At 73.3% G+C, this 22,597-nt stretch carries 22 protein-coding genes; 8 read left to right on the forward strand and 14 right to left on the reverse strand.

The features are described from left to right. Nucleotides 1-571: 571 nt before the first annotated feature. The 3 genes from ACIQ9P_RS07960 to ACIQ9P_RS07970 all read right to left on the reverse strand — a co-directional run bounded on the left by ACIQ9P_RS07960 (nucleotide 572) and on the right by ACIQ9P_RS07970 (nucleotide 3,833). The gene (locus tag ACIQ9P_RS07960; RefSeq protein WP_402351512.1) at nucleotides 572-1,750 is read right to left on the reverse strand and encodes a CopD family protein; all 1,179 of its coding nucleotides are present in this window, start codon (nucleotides 1,748-1,750) and stop codon (nucleotides 572-574) included. Nucleotides 1,751-1,935: 185 nt separating this feature from the next. Beyond that, on the reverse strand, nucleotides 1,936-2,424 hold the full coding sequence (locus tag ACIQ9P_RS07965) for a MarR family winged helix-turn-helix transcriptional regulator (RefSeq protein ID WP_402351515.1): 489 nt from the start codon (nucleotides 2,422-2,424) through the stop codon (nucleotides 1,936-1,938). A gap of 155 nt (nucleotides 2,425-2,579) precedes the next feature. Further along, a complete protein-coding gene (locus ACIQ9P_RS07970) occupies nucleotides 2,580-3,833 on the reverse strand; it encodes a hypothetical protein (protein ID WP_402351518.1) in 1,254 nt (417 codons plus the stop codon). Nucleotides 3,834-4,190: 357 nt separating this feature from the next. Between ACIQ9P_RS07970 and ACIQ9P_RS07975 the strand changes: the two genes are divergently transcribed. From ACIQ9P_RS07975 to ACIQ9P_RS07985, 3 genes are all read left to right on the forward strand, one after another. Then, nucleotides 4,191-4,844, forward strand: coding sequence for a GPP34 family phosphoprotein (locus tag ACIQ9P_RS07975; protein ID WP_402351521.1), 654 nt, complete (start codon nucleotides 4,191-4,193; stop codon nucleotides 4,842-4,844). A 103-nt stretch (nucleotides 4,845-4,947) separates the two neighbouring features. Then, nucleotides 4,948-5,745 (forward strand): CPCC family cysteine-rich protein, encoded by a 798-nt coding sequence (locus ACIQ9P_RS07980; RefSeq protein ID WP_402351524.1) that lies wholly within the window; start codon nucleotides 4,948-4,950, stop codon nucleotides 5,743-5,745. 278 nt (nucleotides 5,746-6,023) lie between these two features. Next, nucleotides 6,024-6,704 carry a hypothetical protein gene (locus tag ACIQ9P_RS07985; RefSeq protein ID WP_402351526.1) on the forward strand — a complete coding sequence of 227 codons (681 nt, stop codon included), beginning with the start codon at nucleotides 6,024-6,026 and terminating at the stop codon, nucleotides 6,702-6,704. Nucleotides 6,705-6,787: 83 nt separating this feature from the next. Here ACIQ9P_RS07985 and ACIQ9P_RS07990 read toward each other — a convergent pair whose 3' ends face one another. Continuing rightward, a complete protein-coding gene (locus tag ACIQ9P_RS07990; protein ID WP_402351529.1) occupies nucleotides 6,788-7,201 on the reverse strand; it encodes a cupin domain-containing protein in 414 nt (137 codons plus the stop codon). A gap of 252 nt (nucleotides 7,202-7,453) precedes the next feature. On the opposite strand from ACIQ9P_RS07990, the gene ACIQ9P_RS07995 reads away from it, so the two are divergent. After that, entirely contained in the window at nucleotides 7,454-8,380 is a 927-nt protein-coding gene (locus ACIQ9P_RS07995) for a helix-turn-helix domain-containing protein (protein ID WP_402351532.1), read from the forward strand. Nucleotides 8,381-8,512: 132 nt separating this feature from the next. Here the strand turns inward: ACIQ9P_RS07995 and ACIQ9P_RS08000 are convergent, their stop codons facing one another. Continuing rightward, on the reverse strand, nucleotides 8,513-9,187 hold the full coding sequence (locus ACIQ9P_RS08000; RefSeq protein WP_402351534.1) for a DUF4360 domain-containing protein: 675 nt from the start codon (nucleotides 9,185-9,187) through the stop codon (nucleotides 8,513-8,515). Nucleotides 9,188-9,440: 253 nt separating this feature from the next. Then, on the reverse strand, nucleotides 9,441-9,914 hold the full coding sequence (locus ACIQ9P_RS08005; RefSeq protein WP_402351537.1) for a GreA/GreB family elongation factor: 474 nt from the start codon (nucleotides 9,912-9,914) through the stop codon (nucleotides 9,441-9,443). A gap of 200 nt (nucleotides 9,915-10,114) precedes the next feature. Here ACIQ9P_RS08005 and ACIQ9P_RS08010 point away from each other — a divergent pair, with 200 nt between their 5' ends. Next, a complete protein-coding gene (locus ACIQ9P_RS08010; protein WP_402351539.1) occupies nucleotides 10,115-10,813 on the forward strand; it encodes an RDD family protein in 699 nt (232 codons plus the stop codon). 320 nt (nucleotides 10,814-11,133) lie between these two features. After that, complete coding sequence (locus ACIQ9P_RS08015) at nucleotides 11,134-13,320, forward strand: HelD family protein (RefSeq protein ID WP_402351542.1); 2,187 nt, start codon at nucleotides 11,134-11,136, stop codon at nucleotides 13,318-13,320. A gap of 86 nt (nucleotides 13,321-13,406) precedes the next feature. On the opposite strand, the gene ACIQ9P_RS08020 is transcribed toward ACIQ9P_RS08015, so the two are convergent. The 8 genes from ACIQ9P_RS08020 to ACIQ9P_RS08055 form a co-directional block, all read right to left on the reverse strand. Beyond that, nucleotides 13,407-15,044, reverse strand: coding sequence for a multicopper oxidase family protein (locus ACIQ9P_RS08020; protein WP_402351545.1), 1,638 nt, complete (start codon nucleotides 15,042-15,044; stop codon nucleotides 13,407-13,409). A gap of 108 nt (nucleotides 15,045-15,152) precedes the next feature. Continuing rightward, complete coding sequence (locus ACIQ9P_RS08025; RefSeq protein ID WP_402351548.1) at nucleotides 15,153-15,647, reverse strand: hypothetical protein; 495 nt, start codon at nucleotides 15,645-15,647, stop codon at nucleotides 15,153-15,155. A 92-nt stretch (nucleotides 15,648-15,739) separates the two neighbouring features. Further along, nucleotides 15,740-16,198 carry a DUF5990 family protein gene (locus ACIQ9P_RS08030; protein ID WP_402351550.1) on the reverse strand — a complete coding sequence of 153 codons (459 nt, stop codon included), beginning with the start codon at nucleotides 16,196-16,198 and terminating at the stop codon, nucleotides 15,740-15,742. 517 nt (nucleotides 16,199-16,715) lie between these two features. Next, complete coding sequence (locus ACIQ9P_RS08035; RefSeq protein WP_402351553.1) at nucleotides 16,716-17,558, reverse strand: transporter substrate-binding domain-containing protein; 843 nt, start codon at nucleotides 17,556-17,558, stop codon at nucleotides 16,716-16,718. 9 nt (nucleotides 17,559-17,567) lie between these two features. Beyond that, nucleotides 17,568-18,107 carry a hypothetical protein gene (locus ACIQ9P_RS08040; RefSeq protein ID WP_402351556.1) on the reverse strand — a complete coding sequence of 180 codons (540 nt, stop codon included), beginning with the start codon at nucleotides 18,105-18,107 and terminating at the stop codon, nucleotides 17,568-17,570. A gap of 40 nt (nucleotides 18,108-18,147) precedes the next feature. Beyond that, the gene (locus ACIQ9P_RS08045) at nucleotides 18,148-18,507 is read right to left on the reverse strand and encodes a hypothetical protein (RefSeq protein ID WP_402351559.1); all 360 of its coding nucleotides are present in this window, start codon (nucleotides 18,505-18,507) and stop codon (nucleotides 18,148-18,150) included. A gap of 133 nt (nucleotides 18,508-18,640) precedes the next feature. Further along, complete coding sequence (locus tag ACIQ9P_RS08050; RefSeq protein ID WP_402351562.1) at nucleotides 18,641-19,444, reverse strand: helix-turn-helix domain-containing protein; 804 nt, start codon at nucleotides 19,442-19,444, stop codon at nucleotides 18,641-18,643. Nucleotides 19,445-20,345: 901 nt separating this feature from the next. Further along, nucleotides 20,346-21,083 carry a TSUP family transporter gene (locus ACIQ9P_RS08055; RefSeq protein ID WP_402351564.1) on the reverse strand — a complete coding sequence of 246 codons (738 nt, stop codon included), beginning with the start codon at nucleotides 21,081-21,083 and terminating at the stop codon, nucleotides 20,346-20,348. A 218-nt stretch (nucleotides 21,084-21,301) separates the two neighbouring features. Here ACIQ9P_RS08055 and ACIQ9P_RS08060 point away from each other — a divergent pair, with 218 nt between their 5' ends. Together ACIQ9P_RS08060 and wrbA are read left to right on the forward strand one after the other, a co-directional pair. Then, on the forward strand, nucleotides 21,302-21,604 hold the full coding sequence (locus tag ACIQ9P_RS08060; RefSeq protein ID WP_402351567.1) for a hypothetical protein: 303 nt from the start codon (nucleotides 21,302-21,304) through the stop codon (nucleotides 21,602-21,604). A 138-nt stretch (nucleotides 21,605-21,742) separates the two neighbouring features. Next, on the forward strand, nucleotides 21,743-22,411 hold the full coding sequence (wrbA, locus tag ACIQ9P_RS08065) for an NAD(P)H:quinone oxidoreductase (protein WP_402351570.1): 669 nt from the start codon (nucleotides 21,743-21,745) through the stop codon (nucleotides 22,409-22,411). Nucleotides 22,412-22,597: the final 186 nt, after the last annotated feature.

Below are 22,597 nucleotides of genomic sequence, written 5' to 3' on the forward strand. Positions count from 1 at the left end.
TCGTGGTCTGGCTCGCCTACCTCGCACCCACCCTCGCCCACTTCTTCGGCCTCCTCGGCGGCCCCGCCAAACCCACCACCCCCGGCACCACCACCGGCACCACCAGCGGCACCGGCGGCACCGGCGACACCGGGGCCCGCCCCACCGCCTGACACCACCGGCCCGCGCCACCCGGCGCACCCGCACCACCACGCAACGCCCCGACCGGAACCCCCGGCCGGGGCGTCCGCGTTCCCCGACCGGACCGGTAGCGGGGCCGGTCCGGTCGGGTCAGGTCCGGTGGGCCGGACACACAGCGAACGGACGCGAACGGGCACCACCGACCACGACTGCGGAGTCCGACCTCTCCCTGTCGTCCGCCCCTCCGCCCCCGCCCGACAAAGGCCCGGCGCGGCCCGTCTCCGCCCGGCCATCCGCGCCGGGCCCCCTCGGCGCCCCACCACAGCCGTGGCACACCCCGGGTTCCGAGGCGTCCGGAGAACACGGAACCCCCGGCCCGGCCACCTCGTCGAGGTGGCCGGGCCGGGGGCACGGGTCCTGCAGAACGGCTTCGACGGCCGTGGTCGGGGCGTCAGACCGCGGCGGCGGGGGCCGGGCGGCGGGCCAGCAGGTCGGAGACCTTCGCCGTCGCGTAGAGGGACACCGCGAGCCCGACCACGAGGGCCGCGCCGGCGGCGAGGATGCTGCCGGAGAAGACCGCCTTGGGGCTGCCGGCCTCGGTACGGGCGGAGCCGGCGATGAAGGGCAGCACCACCAGGACGGCGAGGCCGAGCGCGACCTCGCCCCACACCACCTTGGGGAAGTGACCGAGGGTCAGCTCGCGCAGCGTGGCGGCGTCGTCGGCGAGGCGGGCGCGGGTGATCCGGGGCATCAGCCAGAACTGGTTGAAGCCGCCGGCGGTCACCAGTCCGACCACGAGCACGACCTTGACCAGCAGCGCGATGCCGTATCCGGTGGTCCACAGCTGCGGGATGCTGCCGACGTGCTTCCAGCTCAGCCACAGGCCGGAGAGGGTGATGGCGCCTACGCAGACCATCGCGACGAGGCCGAAGCGCTGCCACAGGTGGGCCCAGAGCAGGCCGGCGCCGTCGCCGAGACGGCCGCGGGTGCCGGTCAGGGCGACCAGCAGCGCCAGTCCGCCGAGCCAGACGGTGCCGGAGACGATGTGGACCTGGTCGAGGACGAGGTCGAGCCAGCGGTCGAAGGTGGTCGGGGTCGTCGTGGGGACGGCGCCGACCAGGGTGACGGCGAGCGCCGCCGGCAGCGCGGCGAGGACGACGCGATCGGTGTACCGGCGGACGGCCGGGACGAACAGGGCGATCATCACGGCCGCGGTGGCGACGAGGACGATGTTCTGCACCAGGTAGACGGTGCCCTGGGCGATCCAGGTGCCCTTGGCGGCGGGGGCGCGGAGGAAGGTCCAGATCCGGTCGGGTGCCAGCGCGTCACCGAAGGGCATCCCCTTGCCGGAGCGGGCGACGCGGGCGGCGAGCTGGAAGTAACCGGCGACCAGCAGCACCACGCCGGCCCAGGCGACGCAGGCCGCCGATCTGGATCTCAGCACCGCGGCGTCGGGACCGGCTCCGTTGTGTTCGGCGCTCCTGAGCGCGGGTCGCACCGCGGCGGCGTAGCCGACGGTGGCGCCGATGGCGCCGCTGAGGCCGAGGAAGTAACCGGTCTTGGTCAGGAGCCGCCAGGTCTGGGGCATGGTGTATCCGGCCGTGTCCGCGGCCAGCATCAGGCTGTTCATAAGGGAAGGCTAACCTTAGGAAGGTGAGCCTTCCCTTACTTTTTATTAACTGATGGTTCTACTGGAACCAAGCCGTTATACCCCGGGAGAAGTCGAATACGAACCGACCATCACCGCCTTGACCAGGGCATTCGAAGATCTGGGCCCCCGGGGGGGCAGCGGCGAACCGGGGCCGGTCGAGCCCGTCAGCGACCGGCCTCGGCCGCAAGCGGGCCCGCCCCGCCCGCCCCTCGGGCGGCGGCCGCGCAGACGCGCCGGAGCAGCGAGTTGAGTTCCACGCGCTGGCCCCGCGTCAGCGAGGCCAGTAGGCCGTCCTGCGCGGCGGAGGCATCGGAGTGCAGCAGGTCCAGCGCGGCCCGGCCCGGGTCGGTGATCGCCAGCAGCTCCTGACGCCCCCCGATGTGGACCACCGTCGACTGCAGCAGGCCCCGGGAGAGCAGATCGTCCAGTGCCCGGTCCACGCCCGCCCCGGGCATCGCGACCCGTTCCACGAGATCCCGTCGGCCGTGCGGCCCCAGGGTGGTCAGGGTCGACAGCAGCGCCTGGTGGGCCGGGGTCAGCCCACGGTGCTCCAGCCGCTCCGCGAGCAGCCGGTCGACGGCCCGGCCGGCCTCCGAGAGGAGGTAGACGGTCTGCTCGAACGGACTCGACGACCCCTTCCGTCCGTCGTACAAACCGTGTCCCCATCGTCGAGAGCGTGCGACGCCCCGCAGCCGGGACGGTAAGCCGAGGCTCACCATATCCACGCTTCCGACCGTTGGTCTACATTGATGTCGTCAGATGCGCCGCCGGCCGGTGCGCGGACCGTCGCCGCAGCTCGGCGGGCGGTTCAGACGCGGGCCGCGCCGGGGCGGTGTCCGTCGCAGAACCACCCCCCGGGGTAGAGCCGGGCACGCCGGCCGCAGGACGGGCCTCGGCCCGCCGAGCAGACGCCGCGCCGGACCGGGACGATCTCCGGGCGCACGATCGGCGCGGGCGCCGCCGCCGGTTCGGGAAGCCAGATCGCCTCGCCGCTGTCGCGGGCCGGCAGGGCGGCGAACCTCCGGTGCCACCGTTCGGCCCGGTCCGCCCGGGCGACGGCGCAGCGGGCATCCCGGTGGGAGTACGGGCGCGGACCGGACACGGCGGAGCGGTGGAACGCCGACACACGACCGGCGGTGGGGCCGGCCGCGCGGTCGGCCGTGCGGTCGGCCGCGCCGGTGTCCGCCTCGTCGGCGGGTGCGAGGGTGCCGCCGCTGTCGAGATAGACGTCGCGGTCCTCGGCCGAGGACCAGAAGCGGTGCACACCCCGACCCGCCCGCACGGTGAGGGGGACGCAGCTCCCGGCGGCGATGTCGCGGACGAGGTCGTCGAACTGCCGGGGCCTGGGCCCCCAGCGCGCGTGACGGCGACCGCAACTGCCCTGGCTGCGGGTGGGACACGGCGTCGGCATACGGTCGCAGAGCTCCAGCGTGAGGGCCCGCACGCCGCCCCGGACCAGCAGGTCGCGTTCGGCGCGGACGGCGGCCGCGGGCAGGTCGTCCGCCCTGGTCCAGTGGACCGCGTCGATCAGCGGCGACCTCGGATCCACCGTGTGCCAGACCGGCGTGACGCCGTCGGCCCGGGCGGCGGCGTCACGGCTGCGGGCGGTGTCGGCGGAGAGGTACGACAACTGTGGTTCGAACCCGTACCGTTGTCCGCCCGCGCCGGTGACGAGCACATCGGTGCGCTGCCTGCCGTTCCCGTCGGTCACCCCCACCTCGGCGGTGTGGCCGGCGCTCTCCGCCGCGCGGACGTACCGCTCCCGGTACGCCTCGCGCACGTCGCTCCCGCCGGCCTGACGGCGGTGCGGATTGTGGTGTGCGGCAATCCGGAGGCCCTGCCGCTCGAAGACGTACATCCAGGCCCGGGCGCCGTGGGCGGACCGGCAGTCGGGGCAGTGGAGTCCGCGCTGGTCCACCGGCCGCCGGTCGCCCGTCAGCCGCTCCCACAGACCGGGGTGGGCGGGGTGCCCGAGGTCGTCACGGTCCAGGTCGAGGGTGGCATTGACGAGGGCGCAGAAGACGGGGTTGCGGGTGGAGGTTTCACCGTCGAAATCATCCATGGCATCTCTTTCTCTGCCTTCGGCTACCGGGGTAGGGTCGGGTGAAAGGGACCGCAGCTGCTTTTCCAACGCGCGAGCTCCCCTGGAACTCCCGGATTCCCTTCCCCCACCGACAGTTGTCCCGATTCACGCGGCGAATCGGCCGCCCGTTCCCGGGAATGCGGTAATTCCCCGCTCTTGCCCGGTATTCACCTGCCCGGAATCGGCCACGACCGCTCCGCGCGTGGTCCCGTGAACGGTTCGCGCGTGGTCCCGCAGGTGGATCCGGAGGCGGTCCGCGGGTGGTCCCGCAGGTGGAGGGCGGTTCAGACCGCGGGGTGACGAATCGCGGCGACCGCCGCCCGTATCGTCGACAGCATGAGCCGAGCCCTGCATCTCTCCAGCTATCTGCTCGCCTTCGACACCCGGGCCCAGTCCTTGCAGGACCGCACCCGGGCCGGCTTCCTGGTCCGTGCCGCCGCCCTGGCCGAGCTCGCCCACCGGGGCGCGGTCGCCGAGGACGGCGCGGGGCACGTCCGGGCCGCCGCCGCCGACCCCACCGGGGACGGCGTCCTCGACGCGCTGCTCGCCGACGTGGGCCGCGCGTCACGCAGTTGGAAGGCGTGGATCCGGCGCGACCGCGAGGACACCCTCGAAGCCGTCGAGGAGCGACTCGCGGTACTCGGCGTGCTGACCGTCGCGGACCGCGACCCCCACGGCCGGGTCGTGCCGCGGCGGCCGGTGGCGATGGACGACCCGCGCGAGGCCCTGGACCTCCAGGTGCGGGTGGCGGAGCTGGTCCGCGGCGGTACTCCGCCCGCCGAGGCGCCGTTCCCCGACGCGGTGCTCGCCGCCCTGGCCGCCCACGGGCACCTGCGCCTGGTGCTCTCCCGCCACGACCGGAAGGCGCACGCCGACCGCGTCACCGCCCTCACCGACCGCCTCGCCGCCGACGCGCCCGGACTGGCCCGCGCGGTGTCCGGGCTGAACCTGACCATGGTCGCGGCCCAGGGCGGCATGGGCGGCGGCTGACCGGTCGGGCCCCGAACCCGGCCCCGAACCCGGCCGCGCGCCGGGGCGGCCGGGCGGCGAAACCCGCTCGCCCCCGGTGGAGCGGTGGGCCGAGACTGACCCGGTGGACACCCGTCGCCCGTGCCCCTGCTGCGGCCATCTCACCTTCGACGCCGAGGAGGGCTGGCCCGGCTCCTCCGTCGTCTGCCCGGTCTGCTCATGGGAGGACGACGCGGCGCAGCTCCGCCGGCCGTTCGCCCCGGGTGCCAACCGTGTCCCGCTCGTCGAGGCGCAGCGGAACTTCCGCGAGTACGGCGCCTGCGACCAGCGCGGGCGCTTCTACGTCCGCCCGCCGGCGGCGGACGAACCCCGGGCCCCCGAGTGGCGTCCGATCGACCCCGTCGGGGACGTCTTCGAGGAGTGGCGCGAGGACGGCTCCGCCCGCCCGTGGCCGGAGGACCGGTCCGTTCTGTGCTGGTGGCTTCCCACCTTCTGGGGCGTCCCCGAGGACCCGGATCCGGACCCGGACCGGCGGGTGCTGATCGACGTCGGCGCAGTCCTCGACGATCGGGGCCTCCACGCCACCTTGCGGCGGGCGCTCGGATTCCCCTCGTTCTACGGGGGGAACCGGAACGCCTTCCGGGACGCCGTCACCGGCCTGGTCGTCCTCCCCGCCGAAATCCGGTTCACCGGCTGGCCCGCCCTGGAGCGCCGTGCCCCGGGCTCGGCGGCGGCCCTGCGCGAGGAGTTGGCGCGATATCGGGAGACGTTCGGGCGCTGCGTGGTCCATTACGACGACGAGTACGACGACGAGCTGTCCGCTGCGCCGTTCGGACCGGGCGAGGATCCGCCCGACGGGCGCACGATCACCGGGGGCGCGATCACCGGGGGCACGGTCGCGGAGGATCCGGTCTCGGGCTGACGGCGTGGTCCTCGGGCGCCTGCGCGGGTCTCCGGGGACCCCGGGGGGCCTCCAAGATCGGTCCGCAGGTGCGCGTCAATGTTTTCGGCCCGGGCCGATGTCCGCCACGCTCGATCCCTCGACGCGAACGCCCAGGTCAGCGGGATGACGGGGGCGCCCGGCCCCGCCGTCGGGCAGCGTGGCGTGCGTCTCATCACAGGCGCGGCCAAGTTCGTTCCCGTCTCAATGTGGTGGGATGTGCGCACACAAGGTGATGACCGTTGGACGGGGGGTGTTCCATGAGGAACGCACTGTTCGGGCTCGGGCCGGACGAGGGGGCCGCCGATCTGGTGGCCGGGGGGCTGATCCGGCTGGCCGTGGAGGAGCGGCTCGGCCTCGCGGAGGGGGCTCCGCCGTGGCTGGGGCAGCTGCGTGCGGCCTCGTTCGCGGACGCCTGGCTGGCCTTCGCCGACCCGGGCGCGCCGGGGCTGCGGGTGCCGGCGGAGTCGGTGCTGCGGGCGGTGGTGGTGCGGGCCGCCGACCTGGTGCTCCGGAGTGAGCACGGGGACGGTCCGGCGGCGCTGGACCGGCTGGGCCGGGAGTCGGCCGGGGCCAGGGAGTGGGCGGAGCTCGGGGAGGTCTCGCACCCGGCCGAGCCGGACGCGCTCGTCCTGGTCTGGTACGGGGTGCGGATGGCCATGGCGGGCACCGACCCGGTCGGGGCCGCCGAGCGGGAGACGCACGGCGCCTGCATCCTCGAACGCGCCCGGGCCCATGTCCGCGAGCACAGCCGGCGCCAGGACATGCTGGCGCTCGTCCTGGCCTGCGCCCGCTCGGCGGCCGCCGCGCTGGCGGAGCTCAGCGACGGCGACCGGGACCGGGCCCTGGTCTTCCTCGACGAGCACGCCGCCCGGCACATGGCGCCCACCGCCCCGGTGCCGCTCTGGGTCCCGGGCCGGCCGGGTCAGCTCGCGGGCTGAGCCGGTCCGGCGGACAGCACGGACGCGGGGGCAGCGGCAGAGGCCGGGGCAGCGGCGGCAACTCCGGGGCAGGGCCCGCCGGGTCAGGCGCTGGTGCTGCGGGCGAGGGCGTACTGCTCCTCGGTGACCGGCTCCAACCAGGTCGTCTCGGGGCTGCCGTCCTCGGTACCCTCCCAGGTCGCGAGGTGTTCCATCGAGCGGTCCGGCGCGGCGCCGTGCCAGTGCTCCTCCCCCGGCGGGCAGATCACCAGCTCACCCGGTCGGGCCTCGATCACCACGCCGTCGCGGGTACCGATCAGGGCCGTCCCGGAGACCACGTGCAGGCTCTGCCCCAGCGCGTGGGCGTGCCAGTGGGTGCGAGCCCCGGGTGCGAAGCGGACCAGGTTGGCACGCGTCCGGCCCGGTGCCCCGCCGGGGTGGACCGCGTCCCACCACACCTCCCCGGTGAACCACTGGGCCGGGGCCGCGCCGGTGGCCGCGGGCTTGGCGAACTCCATGATCATGGTCTCCAGGGGGCGTGCCGAAGGAACTGCGACGTCGCGCCGCCGCGGTTCGCACCCGGCGTCGGTCGCGCCACGACGCTCGCACGCCGCACGGCCTCCGAAAAGGGGACACTTCCGTCACGCGCGGTTTTCAGCGGGGGAGAAAACTCTCCCTCCCACCGGACTTGCCGCCGGGAGCGGTGCGCGGGCACGCTTCTCGCTGCCGATCCCTCCCCCACCACCGGCCGCCGCTGCCACACTGAGGGCATGAGCACCTCAGGCGGCCGCCCGAAGGAACTCGGTGCCTTCCTCCGCACCCGACGGGCCGAGCTGACCCCGCGCCAGGTGGGGCTGCCGTCCGACGGCGCACCGCGCCGGGTCGCGGGCCTGCGCCGCGCGGAGGTGGCGCGGCTGGCCTCGATCAGCACCGACTACTACACCCGGATCGAGCAGGGCCGGATGCCCGCCTCCACTCCCGTACTGGAGGCGCTCGCCCGGGCCCTGCGCCTCTCCCCCGACCAACGGGCCTACCTGCTCGGCCTCGCCGGACGGCCCCCGGCCGAACCGCCGGCCCGCGCCACGGCGGAGGTCACCGAGCACAACCGCCGACTGCTCGCCCAACTCGGCACCGGCCCCGCCCTCGTCCTCACCCGCACGATGGACGTGCTCGCCTGGAACCCGCCGGCCGCCGCGCTGTTCACCGACTTCGGCCGCCACCCCGCCCAGGACCGCAACTACGTCTGGCTGCTCTTCAACGACCCCGTGCTGCGGTCGCGCTACCGCGACTGGGCGGACGGCGCCCGGGCCTGCGTGGCCCATCTGCGGATGCACACGGCCCGCCGCCCGGACGACGCCCGCCTGCACCGCCTGCTCGCGCGGATGGCCGACCACGTCGACTTCCAGCGCTGGTGGCAGGCGTGCGAGGTCGCCGCCCACGCCACCGGGAGCAAGCGGTTCCGGCACCCCGCGGTCGGTGACCTCACCCTGGACTGGGACACCCTGACCAGCGCCACGGCGCCGGACCAGCACATCGTGGTCTGGACCGCTGAACCGGGCAGCGTCTCCGAGCACCGATTGCACGCCCTCGCCGCCCACACGACGTCGCACACCCCGTCGCACACCACCGCGCGCCCCGCCGGCGTTCCCGCCGATCCGGCCGGCGACACCCGCCTCGGCTCACCCGAACCGGCCTGACCCGCCCCCGGACCGGGCCGGGGCAGCCCCCGCCGCCCGTCCCCGGAACCGCCCGGACGCCCGTCCCCGGGACCTCTTGGACGACCGTCGCCCCGGCCGGAGTGCCCGGCCGGGGCGACGGCGACTGCCCGGTCAGCCCTGCGGGCAGCGCTTCCAGGCGAAGTGGTAGACGGTGTTGATGCTGCCGTCGGTGGAGTCCATCGTCATGAAGCTGGTCGTTTTGGTCGGGTCCGAGCTGCCGGCGGCCACTCGCAGCTCGGTGTTGATGTTGAAGTTGCGCAGTTCTCCGCACGGGGCCCAGACCAGGGCCTCGACCGCGACGGTGTCGGTCGCCTGCCAGCTGTCGTCGAGCGCGCCGCTGAAGCTGTGGCTGGAGTAGGCGGTCTGCGGCGAGCCCTGGAAGTAGTAGTTGGCGCGCTGAACGGCGGTCGCGCCCTTCTCCAGGTGGGCGAAGCCCCGGTAGTCGGCGGCCGCGACGGCGTACGTGAAGCCCTGCGGGACATGGACGTTCAGGTTGAGCTGACAGTTCTTGCGGAAGTCCGTCGGCTTGGAGCCGAGGCCGACCTGGGCGACGTAGCTGCTGTAGGTGACGGTGAACGCGGTGTTGTCCGGGGACACCGCGACCGCCGCCGTACCGGCCGGGCAGCCGGAACCGTTCACGGTGGCGACGGAGATGACGATCTTGTCCGGCGGCGGGGTGTCCCACCCGGTGGCGAAGGCCGTGCCGGCGGTGCCGACCGTGCCGACGAGGGCTGTGCCGAGCAGTGCCGCGGCGGCGCTGCCGGCGGCCAGGGTGCGAAGGGACATGGGCGCTTCCTCCCTCTCGCCCGTCGGCTCCGGGCCGCGCACCCCCTCGTGCGGGCCACCGACGGGCTTGACGCGTCCATGTCAGCATGCGCACCCGGCCCCGTCCAGCGGCGCGGCGGGGCGCACACCGGGCGCCCGGGCGGACGGCTCCGGCGCGGGCCGCGCCGTCCACCCCGGACCGCACCCCGACCGTACGCCCGCCGGAGCGGAGGACACGGCGACCGTCCACCCGCTGTCGCGGCACGAGCCGCCGTCACACTCCGGCGTCGCCGCCGATCGACAGGACCTCGGCGCTCGTCCGGCCCCCGGGAGCCTCGTACTCGACGGTCTCGCCCACCGCGCGGCCGAGCAGGACGTGGCCGAGCGGACTGTCGGCGGTCACCAGCTCCGGATCCAGCTCCTCGGCGAGTTCACCGATCCGGACGGTCAACTCGGTGGCGTCCCCGAAGCGCAGGGTCACCGTGCTGCCGACGCCGACCGTCCCGGTGCTCGGCGCGCCCGCGACCGCGGCCTCGCGCAGGCGGCCCTCGATCAGGATGATCCTGTCGTCCAACCGGTCGAGGACGTCGGCCCGTTGCAGTTCATCGGCCTGGTCGGCCCGATCGCCGACCTCCTCGCCACCCCGCAGCGTGGCGGCGACGGCGTCGCGCTCCGTGCGCAGCTCGGCGAGGTCCCGCTCCAGCGCGGCACGGCCGGCGTCGCTGATGGGTTCGGGTACACCGGTCATTCCTGCCTCCCTGGTCGAGCCGCCCGGTCGGGCGGCGCAGGCTGATTCCGGCATTCCGAACATAACAGGACTCCTCCGTACCCGGCTCGGCGACAAGCCCACCCCTGATCGGTAACGACTTGCCCGTCCGTCTTCCCGCGCCGGTCGGATGATCGATAGAACAGCCGTACCACCACCTCCGAGGCAGGGAACCAGCCAGGATGAGCACCAACGGCCCCACCGGGTACGGCCAGAACGAGAACCCGTACGACGGGTCCAACCCCTACGGACAGCAGAACCCCTACGGCCAGCAACCCCCGGCCGGTCAGCAGCCGCCCTACGGCCAGCAGGCGCCGCACGACCAGCAGGCGTACAAGCAGGAGGCCCCGTACGGGCAGCCCGGTTACGGCGTTCCCCCGCAGCAGCCGTACGGCCAGCAGCCGCAGACCGCCGGCCTGCCGCACTGGCTCGGCCAGCCCGGTGGGTACGGCGGCGCCCCGGTGCCCGGCTCCCGTCGGCTCGCGCCGATCGGGGAGCGGCTGGTCGCCCGGCTGATCGACGTCGCCGTGCTGATCATCCCGACCCTGCTGGTCTTCACCGTCCTCGGCGCCTCGATCCTCTACTACCTCGTGGCGGGCCTGCTCTCCTTCGGCTACGAGGCGGCGATGCTGCTCACCCAGGGCGGCCAGACGGTCGGCAAGAAGGTGATGAAGCTGCGGGTGGTGGACCTCGGGCACGGCGGGAAGCCCGCCGAGAACTCGCTGCTGATCCGCGCGGCCGTGTACACGCTGCCCAACGCGGTGTACTGCATCGGCTCCCTCTTCGCGCTCGTCAACGTCCTGTGGCCGCTGTGGGACAAGCCGCTCGAGCAGGCGCTGCACGACAAGGCGGCGAAGACCGTGGTGGTCAAGGAGTCCTGAGCCGCAGCATCCCGCGAACACCCCCTGCACGTTCCGACGCCTTCCGACGCGTCCCAACACGTGCTGACGCGTTCCGTCGCGTTCCGACCGGACGTCGGGCCGAGAACCGGCCCGACGTCCGCTTCGTCCTCCGATGCGGTGTCCGGTCCGGATGGTCCGCCCGTACCGACGGGAAGCCCGGCCCGCCCCGGGGAGGTGACGCCACGTCCGACCGGTGGCCCGTCGGCGCTCCGTGGACACAGTTCGGGCCGGAACGTCAACATTTACATTCCCCGCGCGTCCTCGCATAGTGACAGGCCGAACCCGAGAGGAGCGCTGCCTTGCCGCAGGTCGAGGACAACGTGGTACAGCAGGTCGAGTTGGAGCAGGCGGAGGTGGCCGCCGTCGTCGCACTGTTCGACGAGCGGCTCGCCGACACCCGGGCACGGCTCGTCGGGACACTCGCCGAACAGGCGGACGGCGCCGCCGAGACGTACGAGAGGGACCTGGCCGCCGAGCGGCTCGCCCGGGAGGTGCGGCGTCTCGAAGGGGCCGAGGGCGGCCTGGTGTTCGGCCGGATCGACCTGGTGGACGGCACCGCGCTGCGGATCGGCCGGCTGAGCCTCCGGCGTGACGAGGACGAGCTGCCCGCCCTGGTCGACTGGCGGGCCGACGCCGCCCGCGCGTTCTACGAGGCGACACCCCTGCACCCGATGGGCCTGCGCCGGCGCCGCCACCTGCGGCTGACGGAACGCACCGTGGTCGGAGTGAGCGACGAACTGCTCGACGGCTCCGAGCCCACCACCGAGGACGTCGTCGGCGACGGCCCGCTCACGGCCGCGCTCCAGGCCCGCCGCACCGGCCGGATGGGCACCGCGGTGGCCACCCTCCAGACCGAGCAGGACGCGATCGTCCGCTCCCAGCACCGCGGCGTCACCGTGGTCCAGGGCGGTCCCGGCACCGGGAAGACGGTGGTCGCGCTGCACCGCGCCGCCTACGTGCTCTACGCCTTCCCGAAGGCCGCCGAGCGGGGCGTACTGGTGCTGGGGCCCAACGCCCGTTTCCTGGAATACATTTCGCACGTGCTGCCGTCGCTCGGCGAGAACGACGTCGTCCTCGCGACCTGCGCCGAACTGACCACGCTCGGCGGGGAGAACGGGGCGGGCGTCGGACACGAGCCGGACCGGACCGACGGGCCGTACGGAACCGGGACCGGTCCCGCCCCCGCAACCGCATCCGGTGCCGCATCCGGTGCCGCCGTCGAGCGGCCGGAGGCGGCCAGGCTCAAGGGGGACCTGGCCTTCGTCGACGCCCTGGCGGCGACGGTGCGCGAACGACAGGCGCCCGGCGGGGAGTTCGCCGTACGGGTCGGGCAGGACGACGTCCGTCTGGGCGAGGCGGAGGTCGCCCGGACTCGTGACGCCGCCCTGGTGGGCGGTCTCCCGCACCACCGGGCCCGCGGGCTGTTCAAGGAGATGCTGGTCGACGCGGTGACCAGGGAGCTGGCCCGCGAGGCCGCCGAGACGCTGGAGCGGATCGACGCCGAGGTCGCCGAGCTGACCGGCCTCGACCTCGACCGGGCCACCGGGGCGGACCTGCGCAACCTCGGCATCGAGGCCGAACCGGGCGACGGCGGGGTGGAGTTCGACGCGGACGCGATGCGGGCCGCCCTGAACGACGACACCCTGGTCGAGCGCACGGTCGAGGAGTTGTGGCCGCGCCTCACGCCCGGCACGGTCGTGGACGCCCTGCTCGGGGACCTCGGGACGCTGGCCGCGCGGCTGCCGGGGTTCACCACCGAGGAGCACCTCGTCCTGCTGCGGACCCCGGGCACACCGTGGACCGACGCGGACCTGTCGCTGCTGGACGAGGCGGCCGCGCTGCTGGACGGCCCGCCTGCGCGGACGTTCGGCCATGTGGTGGTGGACGAGGCGCAGGAGTTCACCGCGCTCCAGTGGCGCACGGTGCTGCGGCGGTGCCCGGCCCGGTCGATGACCCTGGTCGGCGACTTCGCCCAGGCCGGCCCCGCCACCACGGCGCGCGGCTGGCACGAGGCGCTGGACCCCCACCTCGGAGGCCGCTTCGACCTGCGCACACTGACCGTCAGCTACCGGACCACCGAGGAGATCCTCGCCACCACCCGCGAGCTGCTGGCCCGGATCGCGCCGGACCAGGCCCCGATCGGCTCGATCCGGCACGGCGAGGCGCCGCGCAGCCGCGACACCTCGCGCGCCGGGCTGATGGACACCCTGCTCGCCGAACTGCGCGAACAGTCGGCCGCCCACCCCGGCGAACTCATCGGCGTGGTCTGCCCGGACGGTTCGGTGGACGCGCTCGTCGCGGCGGGCGCGGACCAATTCGCCCGGCTGGTCCCGGCCGCCGAGGCGCGCGGCCTGGAGTTCGACACCGCCGTCGTGCTCGATCCGGACGCCATCGCCTCGGCCCGGCGCGGCGGCGACCGTGACCTGTACGTCGCGCTCACCCGGGCCACCAAGCGCCTGTGCACGATCGTGGTGCGGCGGGACTGACCCCGGCGGGCGCTTCCCCGGGGGCGGGCGCTCCGCCCGCCCCCGGGGGTCCGGGATCCGGGGCCGACCCGGGCGCCGGACCCGGGTCAGCCCCGGTAGGCGAGCAGCCCCGTCATCCCGGCCTCGCCGTGGTAGGCGTTGTGGCAGTGCGCCATCCACCGGCCCGGGTTGTCCGCCTCGAAGTCGCAGACCACCGTCCGCCCGGGCAGCACGATCACGGTGTCCTTGCGCGGACCGCCGTCACCCACCTGGAAGGTGTGGCCGTGCAGGTGCATGGGGTGCCACATGTCGGTCCGGTTGACGAACTCCAGCCGCACCCGCTCGCCGCTGCCGACGAGGAACGGGCGCGCGGCCGGGTCGGCCATGTCGAAGGCGCGCCCGTTCAGCGCCCAGTCGTACCTGGCCATTCCTCCCGTCAGTTCGATCCGATGGGTCCGGTCGGCCGTCCGCCTCGGCAGCCCGACCTCGTCCGCCGCCCGCAGGTCGCCGGCGGCGAGGATCCGGCCGTTCAGCTCGGCGGGGCGGAACCCGGCGGCCGGCGCCTCGCCCGCGCCGGTGCGGACCAGGGCCCGCCCGACGGCGTCCTTCCCCTCCGCGAGCGCGGTCAGCGGGAAGACGCCGTCCCGGAGGGTGACCAGGACGTCGTATCGCTCGCCCATCCCGATCAGCAGGGCGTCCACCTCCTCGTGGCGGACGGGGTAGCCGTCGGTGTGGGTCACGGTCAGCCGGTGGCCGCCCAGGGCGAGGCGGTAGGCGGTGTCGGCACCGGCGTTGACGATCCGCAGCCGCACCCGGCGGCCCGGCTCCGAACGGCGCACCTCGGGGTCGGCGGCGATCCGGCCGTTCACCAGGTGGTGCGGGTGGCGGACGTCCCCGGCATCGCCGCCGAGCAGCGGGCTGGTGGCACCCATGAGCATGAAGGACCCGGCACCGCCGCCGTCCTTGTCTCCGTTGTTGGGGCCATTGCCCTTGCCGGAGCCGGAGCCGGAGCCGGAGCCGGAGCCGGCGCCGGTGCCGCCGGGCCCGGCTCCGCCGCCCATGGCGTGGCCGGACATCCCGCTCATGTCGTGACCGCCGGAGCCACCGCCGCCCATCCCCCGGCGGAGCTCGGCGAACGCCTGGTCGGGCGTACCGGTGACGCCGTCGAGCCAGTCGTCCAGCACCACCACCCACTCCTCGTCGTACCCGAGCGGCTCTCGCGGGTCCTCGACGATCAGCGGCGCGTACAGGCCCCGGTCGAGCTGGACCCCGACGTGCGGATGGAACCAGTAGGTGCCCGGCCGGTCGGTGACGAAGCGATAGGTGAAGCTGCCGCCCGGAGCGACCGGCCGCATGGTGACCGCGGGCACGCCGTCCATGTCGTTGCGCAGCGCCAGGCCGTGCCAGTGGAGGGAGGTCGGGTCGGGCAGGTGGTTGTTGAGGGTGGCGACCAGGGTGTCCCCGGCCGTGGTGCGGACCGGGGCGCCCGGCAGAGCGCCGAAGGTCCAGGTCCGGGCGGTGGTCCCGCCGCCCAGGTCGACGGTGTCGGCCGTCGCGGTGACGGTGACGGGCCGCTCCCGGCCGGTGCCGCGCCGGGCGGACTCGGCCCGGGCGACGGAGGTTCCGGAGGGGTCGACGAGCGGCGGCGGCGCGGGCTTGTCGGAACAGGCGGCGAGCAGGCCGGCGCCGGCGGCGCCGAGGCCGGCGAGCAGGAGGGAACGACGGTTGACGGTCAATTCGGGCATCGAGATCTCTCGGGTGTGCGCGCGTGGTGGCACGGTTTCCGGCCGTGCCGGGGACGGGGCCGCTCGGCGGCGGGGGCGGGCATTCCGGCTCCCGGCCGCCGGGGGCGCCTATCTGCGCGCGACGGAGAGGACGTCGAGGTCGGGGGGCGGTGCGCCCGGCCAGGGAAGGCCGGGCCGGGCGGCGGCCGGGTGCGGCGCCGGGTCGGGGAGTCGCGGCGCGAGGAGGGCGACCGCGGGCGGGGCGACGGGAGCCGCGCCGCGCGCGGGGACGGTCGAGGAGCAGACCCGGTGTTCGGCACAGGCCCGAACGGGAGCGCCGACGACGGGCACGCCGGCGGTCACGCCAGGGGTGCCGTGCGCCGTCGGCTCATGCGCTGCCAGCTCATGCGCCGCCGCGTCGTGCGCCATCACCACCCGGCCGTGCGAGGCCGGTGTCACGCCCACCGGCAGGGAGTGGTGGCCGATCAGCCCGAGGGCCGTCAGCAGGAGCAGCACGACGGCCGCCCCCGTCCAACGGCGGCGGTCCCGGTACCGGCGCCCGGCCGCCCCGGTCCGGGCGGCGGGCCCGTGCGGGGAGGCTTCGGCGTCCGGGCGGCGACACATGGCGGCACCATACCCCACCCCGGTATGTGCGCGCCGTAAGACCCCCGGCCCCATGAGCCCCCAAGGGCCGTCCTCCGGGGCCACCGTGACGGTCAGGCGGGCTCCGCGGACCAGGTCACCATCGGCGGACGGACCGCCGCGCACAGCGGCAGCCCCTTGACGTCCGTCAGCCCGAGCCGGCCGACCAGCCGCCCGGCGGCCACCGCCTCGGCGAGAATCCCGGCGTCCACCCCGTCGAACATCAGCTTCGCCCGCCGGAACATGGTGAACCCGCCCGCCGGATCGACGTTCCCCCACACCAGGTAGACGAAGCGCTGCCCGGGCCGCCCCTGCACATAGGGACCCTTGAGGTCGACGCCCCCGTCCAGCGGACTCGCCGTACACTCCAGCGTCCACACGGCCGAGGCCGCGTCACCGGGGTGGAGCCCGATCAGTTCGCCGGGCCGCTCGCGCCGTTGAACGGCCACATGCACGTCGAGGAGGTCGGGAGCATCCGGCCCGCCGGGGCAGGAACGGCCGGGAAGGTCGACGGCTTCGATTCGAATCTGCACGAGCACAGTCTTACCGACCCGACCCCACCGGCCCACCCCGCCGGGCCACCCGGCCGCGCGCGTCGCCGCTTGGTGCAGCAGCTGAGCCAGTCGGCGGTGGCGAGCCGGCGCTCGGAGTCGACGCGGCCCACCGCCCCGTGACCACGTCGGGCTCAGAACTGCTACGGGGTCATGAGCATCCGCAAGCGGGCCCTCGTGGCCATCGTCGTCGCAGTCGGCCCCCTCGCCCTGTCCGGCCCGGCTCCGGATCCGGCCATGTTCGCTTCGCCGGCGTGTCATCATCTCTTCGACTCGACCCGGGTGCCGATGAGCAACATTCCGTCAGACGAGGACGCCCACGAGAGTGGCCGAGCTCCGCCTCCTCCCGCGTATCCACCCCGACCCCCGGCGGCACCACGCGGCCGGTGGAGCGAGTTGGCCGCCGTCGTGACGGCCCTCACAGCCGGTCGATCTGCCAGGATCAAGATGCCAGGGCAAGAGCCACCGTCGCCCAGCTGGCCCGTTGCCCACGGGCGGCTCAGTCGACCTTGTCGACGCAGGAGAACCGCGCGGTGTCCAATGGGTTCGGACGGAAGTCCTCGGGATTGTCGATTCCGGGAATGGCGGTCCTCAGATCACGAACCCAGTCGCTGCCGACCACGTATTGCCTGAGGAAGTCCCTGATCCGCCTGCAATCCTCCTGGCGGTTCTTGCGGATTCCCACCCCGTAGTAGTTCTTCGTTCCTACGGTGACCTTCGGGACGACTTTCAATCTGGGGTCGCTCTCGGCTATTCCGTAGAGTAGCAACTGGTCGGTGGACACCGCGAAGGCCCGGTCGGCCATCAGTTCCTCCCGACACTGCTCCACGTCCGACTTCTCGATTACGCGGAGGAAACCACTCTTTGCCAGAATACGGAGCTCTTCCAGCGATGTTGTGCCCGTCCAGCTGCAGACCGTCTTCTCCCTGAACCCTTCCAGGCTGTCGATCTGGGCATTCTCCGCCCGAACCATGAAGCCCTGCTGGGTGACCGCGTACGGCCCGATGAAGTGGACCAGATCCATCCTGGCCGGTGTGATCGAGTAGGTGGCGATCACAAGGTCGTCGGCATGGCTGATGAGCACCGCCTCCCGCTGGGCCGAGGCCACGTCGTTGAAGAAGGGGGTCGACCCGAGCGCCTTGGTGATCTGATTGGCGATCTGGACGTCAAAGCCCTCCCAGTTGTGGTTCGAGTTCAGCATGCTGGTGCCCGGCTGGTTGTTCTTGATCCCCACGTGGATGATCTCCTGGTCGAACATCGACTTCTGCTGATCCGAGCAGCCGCTCAGCGACAACAGCCCGACCAGCACACCCGCAAGGAGCAGCCCGCCGTTCCCCCGCACCACATTCCCCTAATCGTTGGTGAGAACCATCCGCGCAACACCGACATCGAGGCGGCACCCCGTGCCGGCCCTCAACAACAGCAATAGGCGGGGTCGACCGCTGCCGGAGACGAGAGGGACGATCACCGGCTTCCCGTTCAGTGCGTCGGCGACCTGCTTCGCCTTGAGCGCAGTAGCCGCCGCGTCCGTTCCGTCGTCCGAGCGGATCTCGACGAAGGCATCCGGCAGGCACAGTTGGCTCTTCGGCTGGCCTTCGGCCAGCGTCAGGGTGAGCCGCAGATGACTGCGCTTCGGCGGGCCGTCGAGCCGGAGGGTGAGCACCCCTTCGACCGGGGTCGGGCGATCGCCTTCGAGCTGCGCCGCGGAGGTGATGTCGAGGTCCCGGTTGGCCTCCCGCCAGTGCCAGCCGCCCCAGACGGCGCCGACCAGTACAAGCAGCACGGTCACCCCGCCCAGCAACTTGCCCCAGTGGACCGAAAGGTACTTGACGGTGTTGTGGTAGATCTGGACCGGGCCGTAGTTGTTATTGAAGGCGGCGCCCTGCTCCACCTGGTAGCCGCTTGCCGGGCCGGGGTCCCCCCGGGCCAACTCAGTTGCTCCGGGAGAAGTTGAGCGTGACGGGACCGTGGTTGGTCACCATTGCCACGCCCTGGCCGACGTTGAGTACATGCGCGCGCTGCACCAGCGATTCGAGCCTCTCCAGCAGAACCGGGTCCTGAAGGACGGCCTGCCGGACGGCTTCCCTGACCAGTTGCTGGGCCTCCATCGGCAGGGGCTCCGCCGGGGTCGGCACGACGTCGCCGGACCTCAGCCTGAACAGCCGTTCCAAAAGGCGCCGCCCCAGGCTGGCGCTGGTCTGGGTCACCGCCTCCTCGGCCCCCGCCAGGACCGGGCCCGCGATCGCGAGCAGAGCTGGAATGGCCGCTTCCACCGTCTGTGTCACATCCATCGTGTTCCCCCCTAGGTCACGATTGATCGAACGGAGCCGGTGGCGCGACCGGATGCGCTCCGGTCGGCGCCGACCGCGCCCTCGAACGTAGCGTGAAGGAGACGGGGTTGGCTTGGACGAATTTGACCTCGCCCTAGAGGTCGAAAGCCTCGTCCCCCAGGCGGGTGGCGCCGGCCACCCGGCCGGGGGTGAGGCCGGCCAGGGCTCGGAACTCCCGGGTGAGGTGGGCCTGGTCGTAGTAGCCGCAGCTGGCGGCTATCGCGGCGAGGTCCACGGGTTTGCGGGAGAGAAGCTCTGTGGCGCGACGGAACCGGAGGACCCGGGCCGAGGTCTTCGGTGTGAGCCCGACTTGTTCGGTATACCGGCGGACCAGGTGCCTGTGGCTCCAGCCCACCTCGTCGGCAAGTCGGGCGATAGGGACCGCGCCGGCTGAGCCGGAGAGCAGACGCCACGCGTGTTCGACCTCGGGTGCGGGCTCCGGGCTGCGGCCAAGCCGGGCCAGCAGCACGGCGTCCAGCAGGTCGAACCTGGCGGCCCAGCCACAGGCGGACACCAGACGCTCCACCAGCTCACCGGCCTCCGGGCCCAGGACGTCGTCCAACTTGACCACGAGGTTGGTCAACTCGTTCATGGGCATGGCCAGTAGCCGGTAGGCACCGAGCGGTGTGAACTCCAGTCGGATCACCTCTTGCCGACCCCCTGGATGGACACACCAGGCGGGCCGGTCCTCCATACCGACCACCGCCGAACCGATCCGGCCGGTACCCGGGCCCGGCATTCCGAGGCGGCGGATCTGGCTGAACGGCTCGGCCAGGTTGACATGCAGAACGACGTGACCGGTCGGAACCATCCGGACCTGGTAGGGCGGGGCCAGGTGGGAGAAGCCGGTGAGGCCGCACATGTAGGGTCGCAGCCCAGGGTGCAGGGGACGGGTCACCCGCCGCAGGCCGCCGACAACAGAGATCGCGATCCCTCGATCAACTCCGCTACCACGTCCGACCTCACGGTCCACGAGAAATCCCCTTTGCCCGGGACCCGCGTGACGGGGGCCGCATCCCCCTCAGCGGAAGGCCCATCGGTCACGAGGTCCGCGATCGACGACCCCGTTCGTCCCCACGATATACAGAACGCGTCGGAGCACCATAGCGGCTTCGCTGAACCCTCAACTCTTCCAAGCAAGTTGGAGATACTGAACTTGAACTCGTGATGCCGGCCTCGCGGCCCTGCCTGATGGGGGCAGGGAATACGCTCGCGTTCCTCGGACCGGCCTGCGATCGTGTGGACGTGCCAGAGACGTAACGATGCAGCCGCGAACGGCGGACATGAAGTGGTCAACGGGGTCGATCCGGATCATGAATCAGGCGGTCAGGGCGAGCGAGATCTCTGCTCGTCCTGGGCTCGCGGCGGACGCGGAGCTCGAGCGGGGCAGCCTGATGAGCCCGCGCAATCCGGCCAGTGCCCGATGGGAAGGCAGCGTCTGGGTCCTGCGCAGCGGGCTATGAACATGGCCAGGACGGGCGTCCTACCGCTGTTCCCGAGCAAGCGGCGGGGCCTTCCCGCCCGGCGGCAAGTGGGGAATCCGCTGCCGTCGAGGTCCCCGAATCCGAGTGTTCGCCTCTGTCACCCGCACTGGGACTCCCAGGACCGGTGCCCGAGCCGCGCCCGGCGGGGGTGGCCGCTCACCGCCGTGCGGCAGGCCGGGCCGCGGAAGACCCGGAGCACGGACACCTCGGGGCGGCTGCGACACGTGCCAACCCGCCCCCGAGAGCGGAGAGGTCGGGTATTCCGCCAGCCCGGAGGACCGGGGAGGTGGGCCGCTGGGACGTGAGCCTACGACCCTACGACCAAGGGACGATGAGTCCCTTGCCGAGGGTGACCAGCCCACCGGCCAGGGCCAGGGTCAGCACGACGCGGCGGGCGGCGCGTTCCGGGACGCGGTTCGACAGCATCCGGCCGGCCCCGGCGCCGAGGACGATTCCGGCCGCCGTCGTGGACCAGGCGGGGGCGGCCAGGTGCGGGACTCCCTTGGCGGCGATCGAGAAGAGGTTCACGACGACTCCGTAGAGCTGGGCGTTCGGCACGAACTCCCGGGCGGTCCAGCCCGTGTTGACGGCGTAGAGCGACACGGCCGGGCCGCCGACGCCGGCGGCGGCGTTCATGAATCCGCTCGCCGCGCCCGCCGCCACGGCACCCCGGACGCCGCGCAGTGAGGCGGCGCGGATCCCCCGGATCACCAGCAGGGCCGCCGCGGTGACCAGCAGTCCGATGCCGATCAGCAGGGCCGGCGGCGGTATCCGGTCGGCGACCCAGGCTCCCATCGGAACGGTGCAGGCGGCGGCCGCCATCAGCGGCAGCATCCGGAGCAGCCGGACCTCGCGCCAGGTGTCGGCCAGGCCGATCGCGCTGATGACGCCGGCGGCGCAGTTGGACAGGGTCACGCCGTCGCCCGGCCCCAGGAGCAGGACCAGGGCCGGTCCGCAGACGAGCGCGAAACCCATGCCCGCCAGCCGCTGCACGGACGACCCCACCAGTACCAGAAGTCCCAGCAGTAGTGCGCCGTCCCACCCGTCGGCCATGTTTCCCCCTGCATTTAGCGTCCACATCCGTGGCAACCACCACATCCTTGTCCGGATGCGGCGAACCGGGCGTGTGTCCCCGTCCCGGAGCCGCACCCGGCCACCCAACCGCATGTCCGACCGACGCCACGCACCGGGTTCGCCCCGAGAGCCCCATGAACTTCTACAGATCTGTAGAATCTCTCCCACGACCCACGCCGCAGCCAGCAGGGGGAGACATGGCAGACCGTCCGTACCGGGACACCCGCACCAGCGGCAGCACCGGCCCGGCCCGCACCACCGGCCCGGCCGACGGAGCGGGGTGGCAGCCGCCCGAGCACGAGGTCGAGCCCGCGTACCAGCCGGTCCAGATCAATCGCGCGGACGGCACGTGGACGGTGGGCCGGATCAATGGCTGGTGGCGACCGTCCACCGGTTCCCGAGCCTGGTGCCGTGTCCGGGCGCTGGGCCGGGGCGAGACCCCGGTCTGGGTTCCGTTCGACCCCGAGCGACTGCTGCTGCTCCCGGCCTGCGGCACCTGAGGCGACGACCGGAGGACCGGAAGGCGGCCGGGCGGAGGACGGGACCGGAACCACTTCCGGCACCCTCCCCGGTGATCCCGTTGTGCCCATAACATCATCCGCACAACCGATTACCGATCGACAGGCCGGGAGAGGGACATGACCGTCAAGGTCGCAGTCATCCACTACAGCGCCACAGGTACCGTGCACGCGCTCGCGCAGGCGGTCGTCGAAGGAGCGGCCTCCACCGGGGCCGAGGTCCGGCTGCGGCGGGTCGCCGAACTCGCGCCCGACAGCGCGATAGACCGGAATCCGCGCTGGCGGCAGCACGCCGACGCCACCGCGGCTCTGGAGGAGGCCACCCTGGACGATCTGGCGTGGGCGGACGCCTTCGCGTTCGGCACACCCTCGCGCTTCGGCGCGCCGGCCGCGCAGCTCAAGCAGTTCATCGACCAGGCCAGCGGGCTCTGGGAGGAGGGACGGCTCGCGGACAAACCGGTGACGGTCTTCACCGCCGCGTTCAACCGGCACGGCGGGACCGAAGCCACGATCCTGTCGCTGTCCAATGTCTTCTACCACTGGGGCGCCCTGATCGTCCCGCCCGGCTACACCGACCCGGTCGTGTTCGCGGCCGGCGGCAACCCTTACGGCACCTCCTCGACCGGCAGTTCCGAGGACGGCCCCGACGCCCCCACCCTCGCGGCGGCCCGCTACCAGGGCGAACGCCTGGCCCGCACCACGCTCCGCCTCCACGCGGGCGCCCAGGCCCTCGCCACGCCCGACGTCGTCGACGACGCCGACAGTGTCCTGCGCGCCCACGCCGGCTGACGGACCGACGAAGAGTCACGGAACGGCCGGGGTCACCGCCGTCGGGCGGCGGCCCCGGCCCTCGTGCCAGGGCGCTCACGGGCGCCTGGCCGCAGGGGCGACGAGGGCGCGGCGGAGGGCGCGGCGGGCCGCCGAGGGCGGCACGGCGCACCCCGCATCGGTGGGCGGCGGCCGGGGTACACGGAC

It is taken from the genome of Kitasatospora sp. NPDC094019 (genome assembly GCF_044764505.1).
In the GTDB taxonomy this organism is placed as follows: Bacteria; Actinomycetota; Actinomycetes; order Streptomycetales; family Streptomycetaceae; genus Kitasatospora.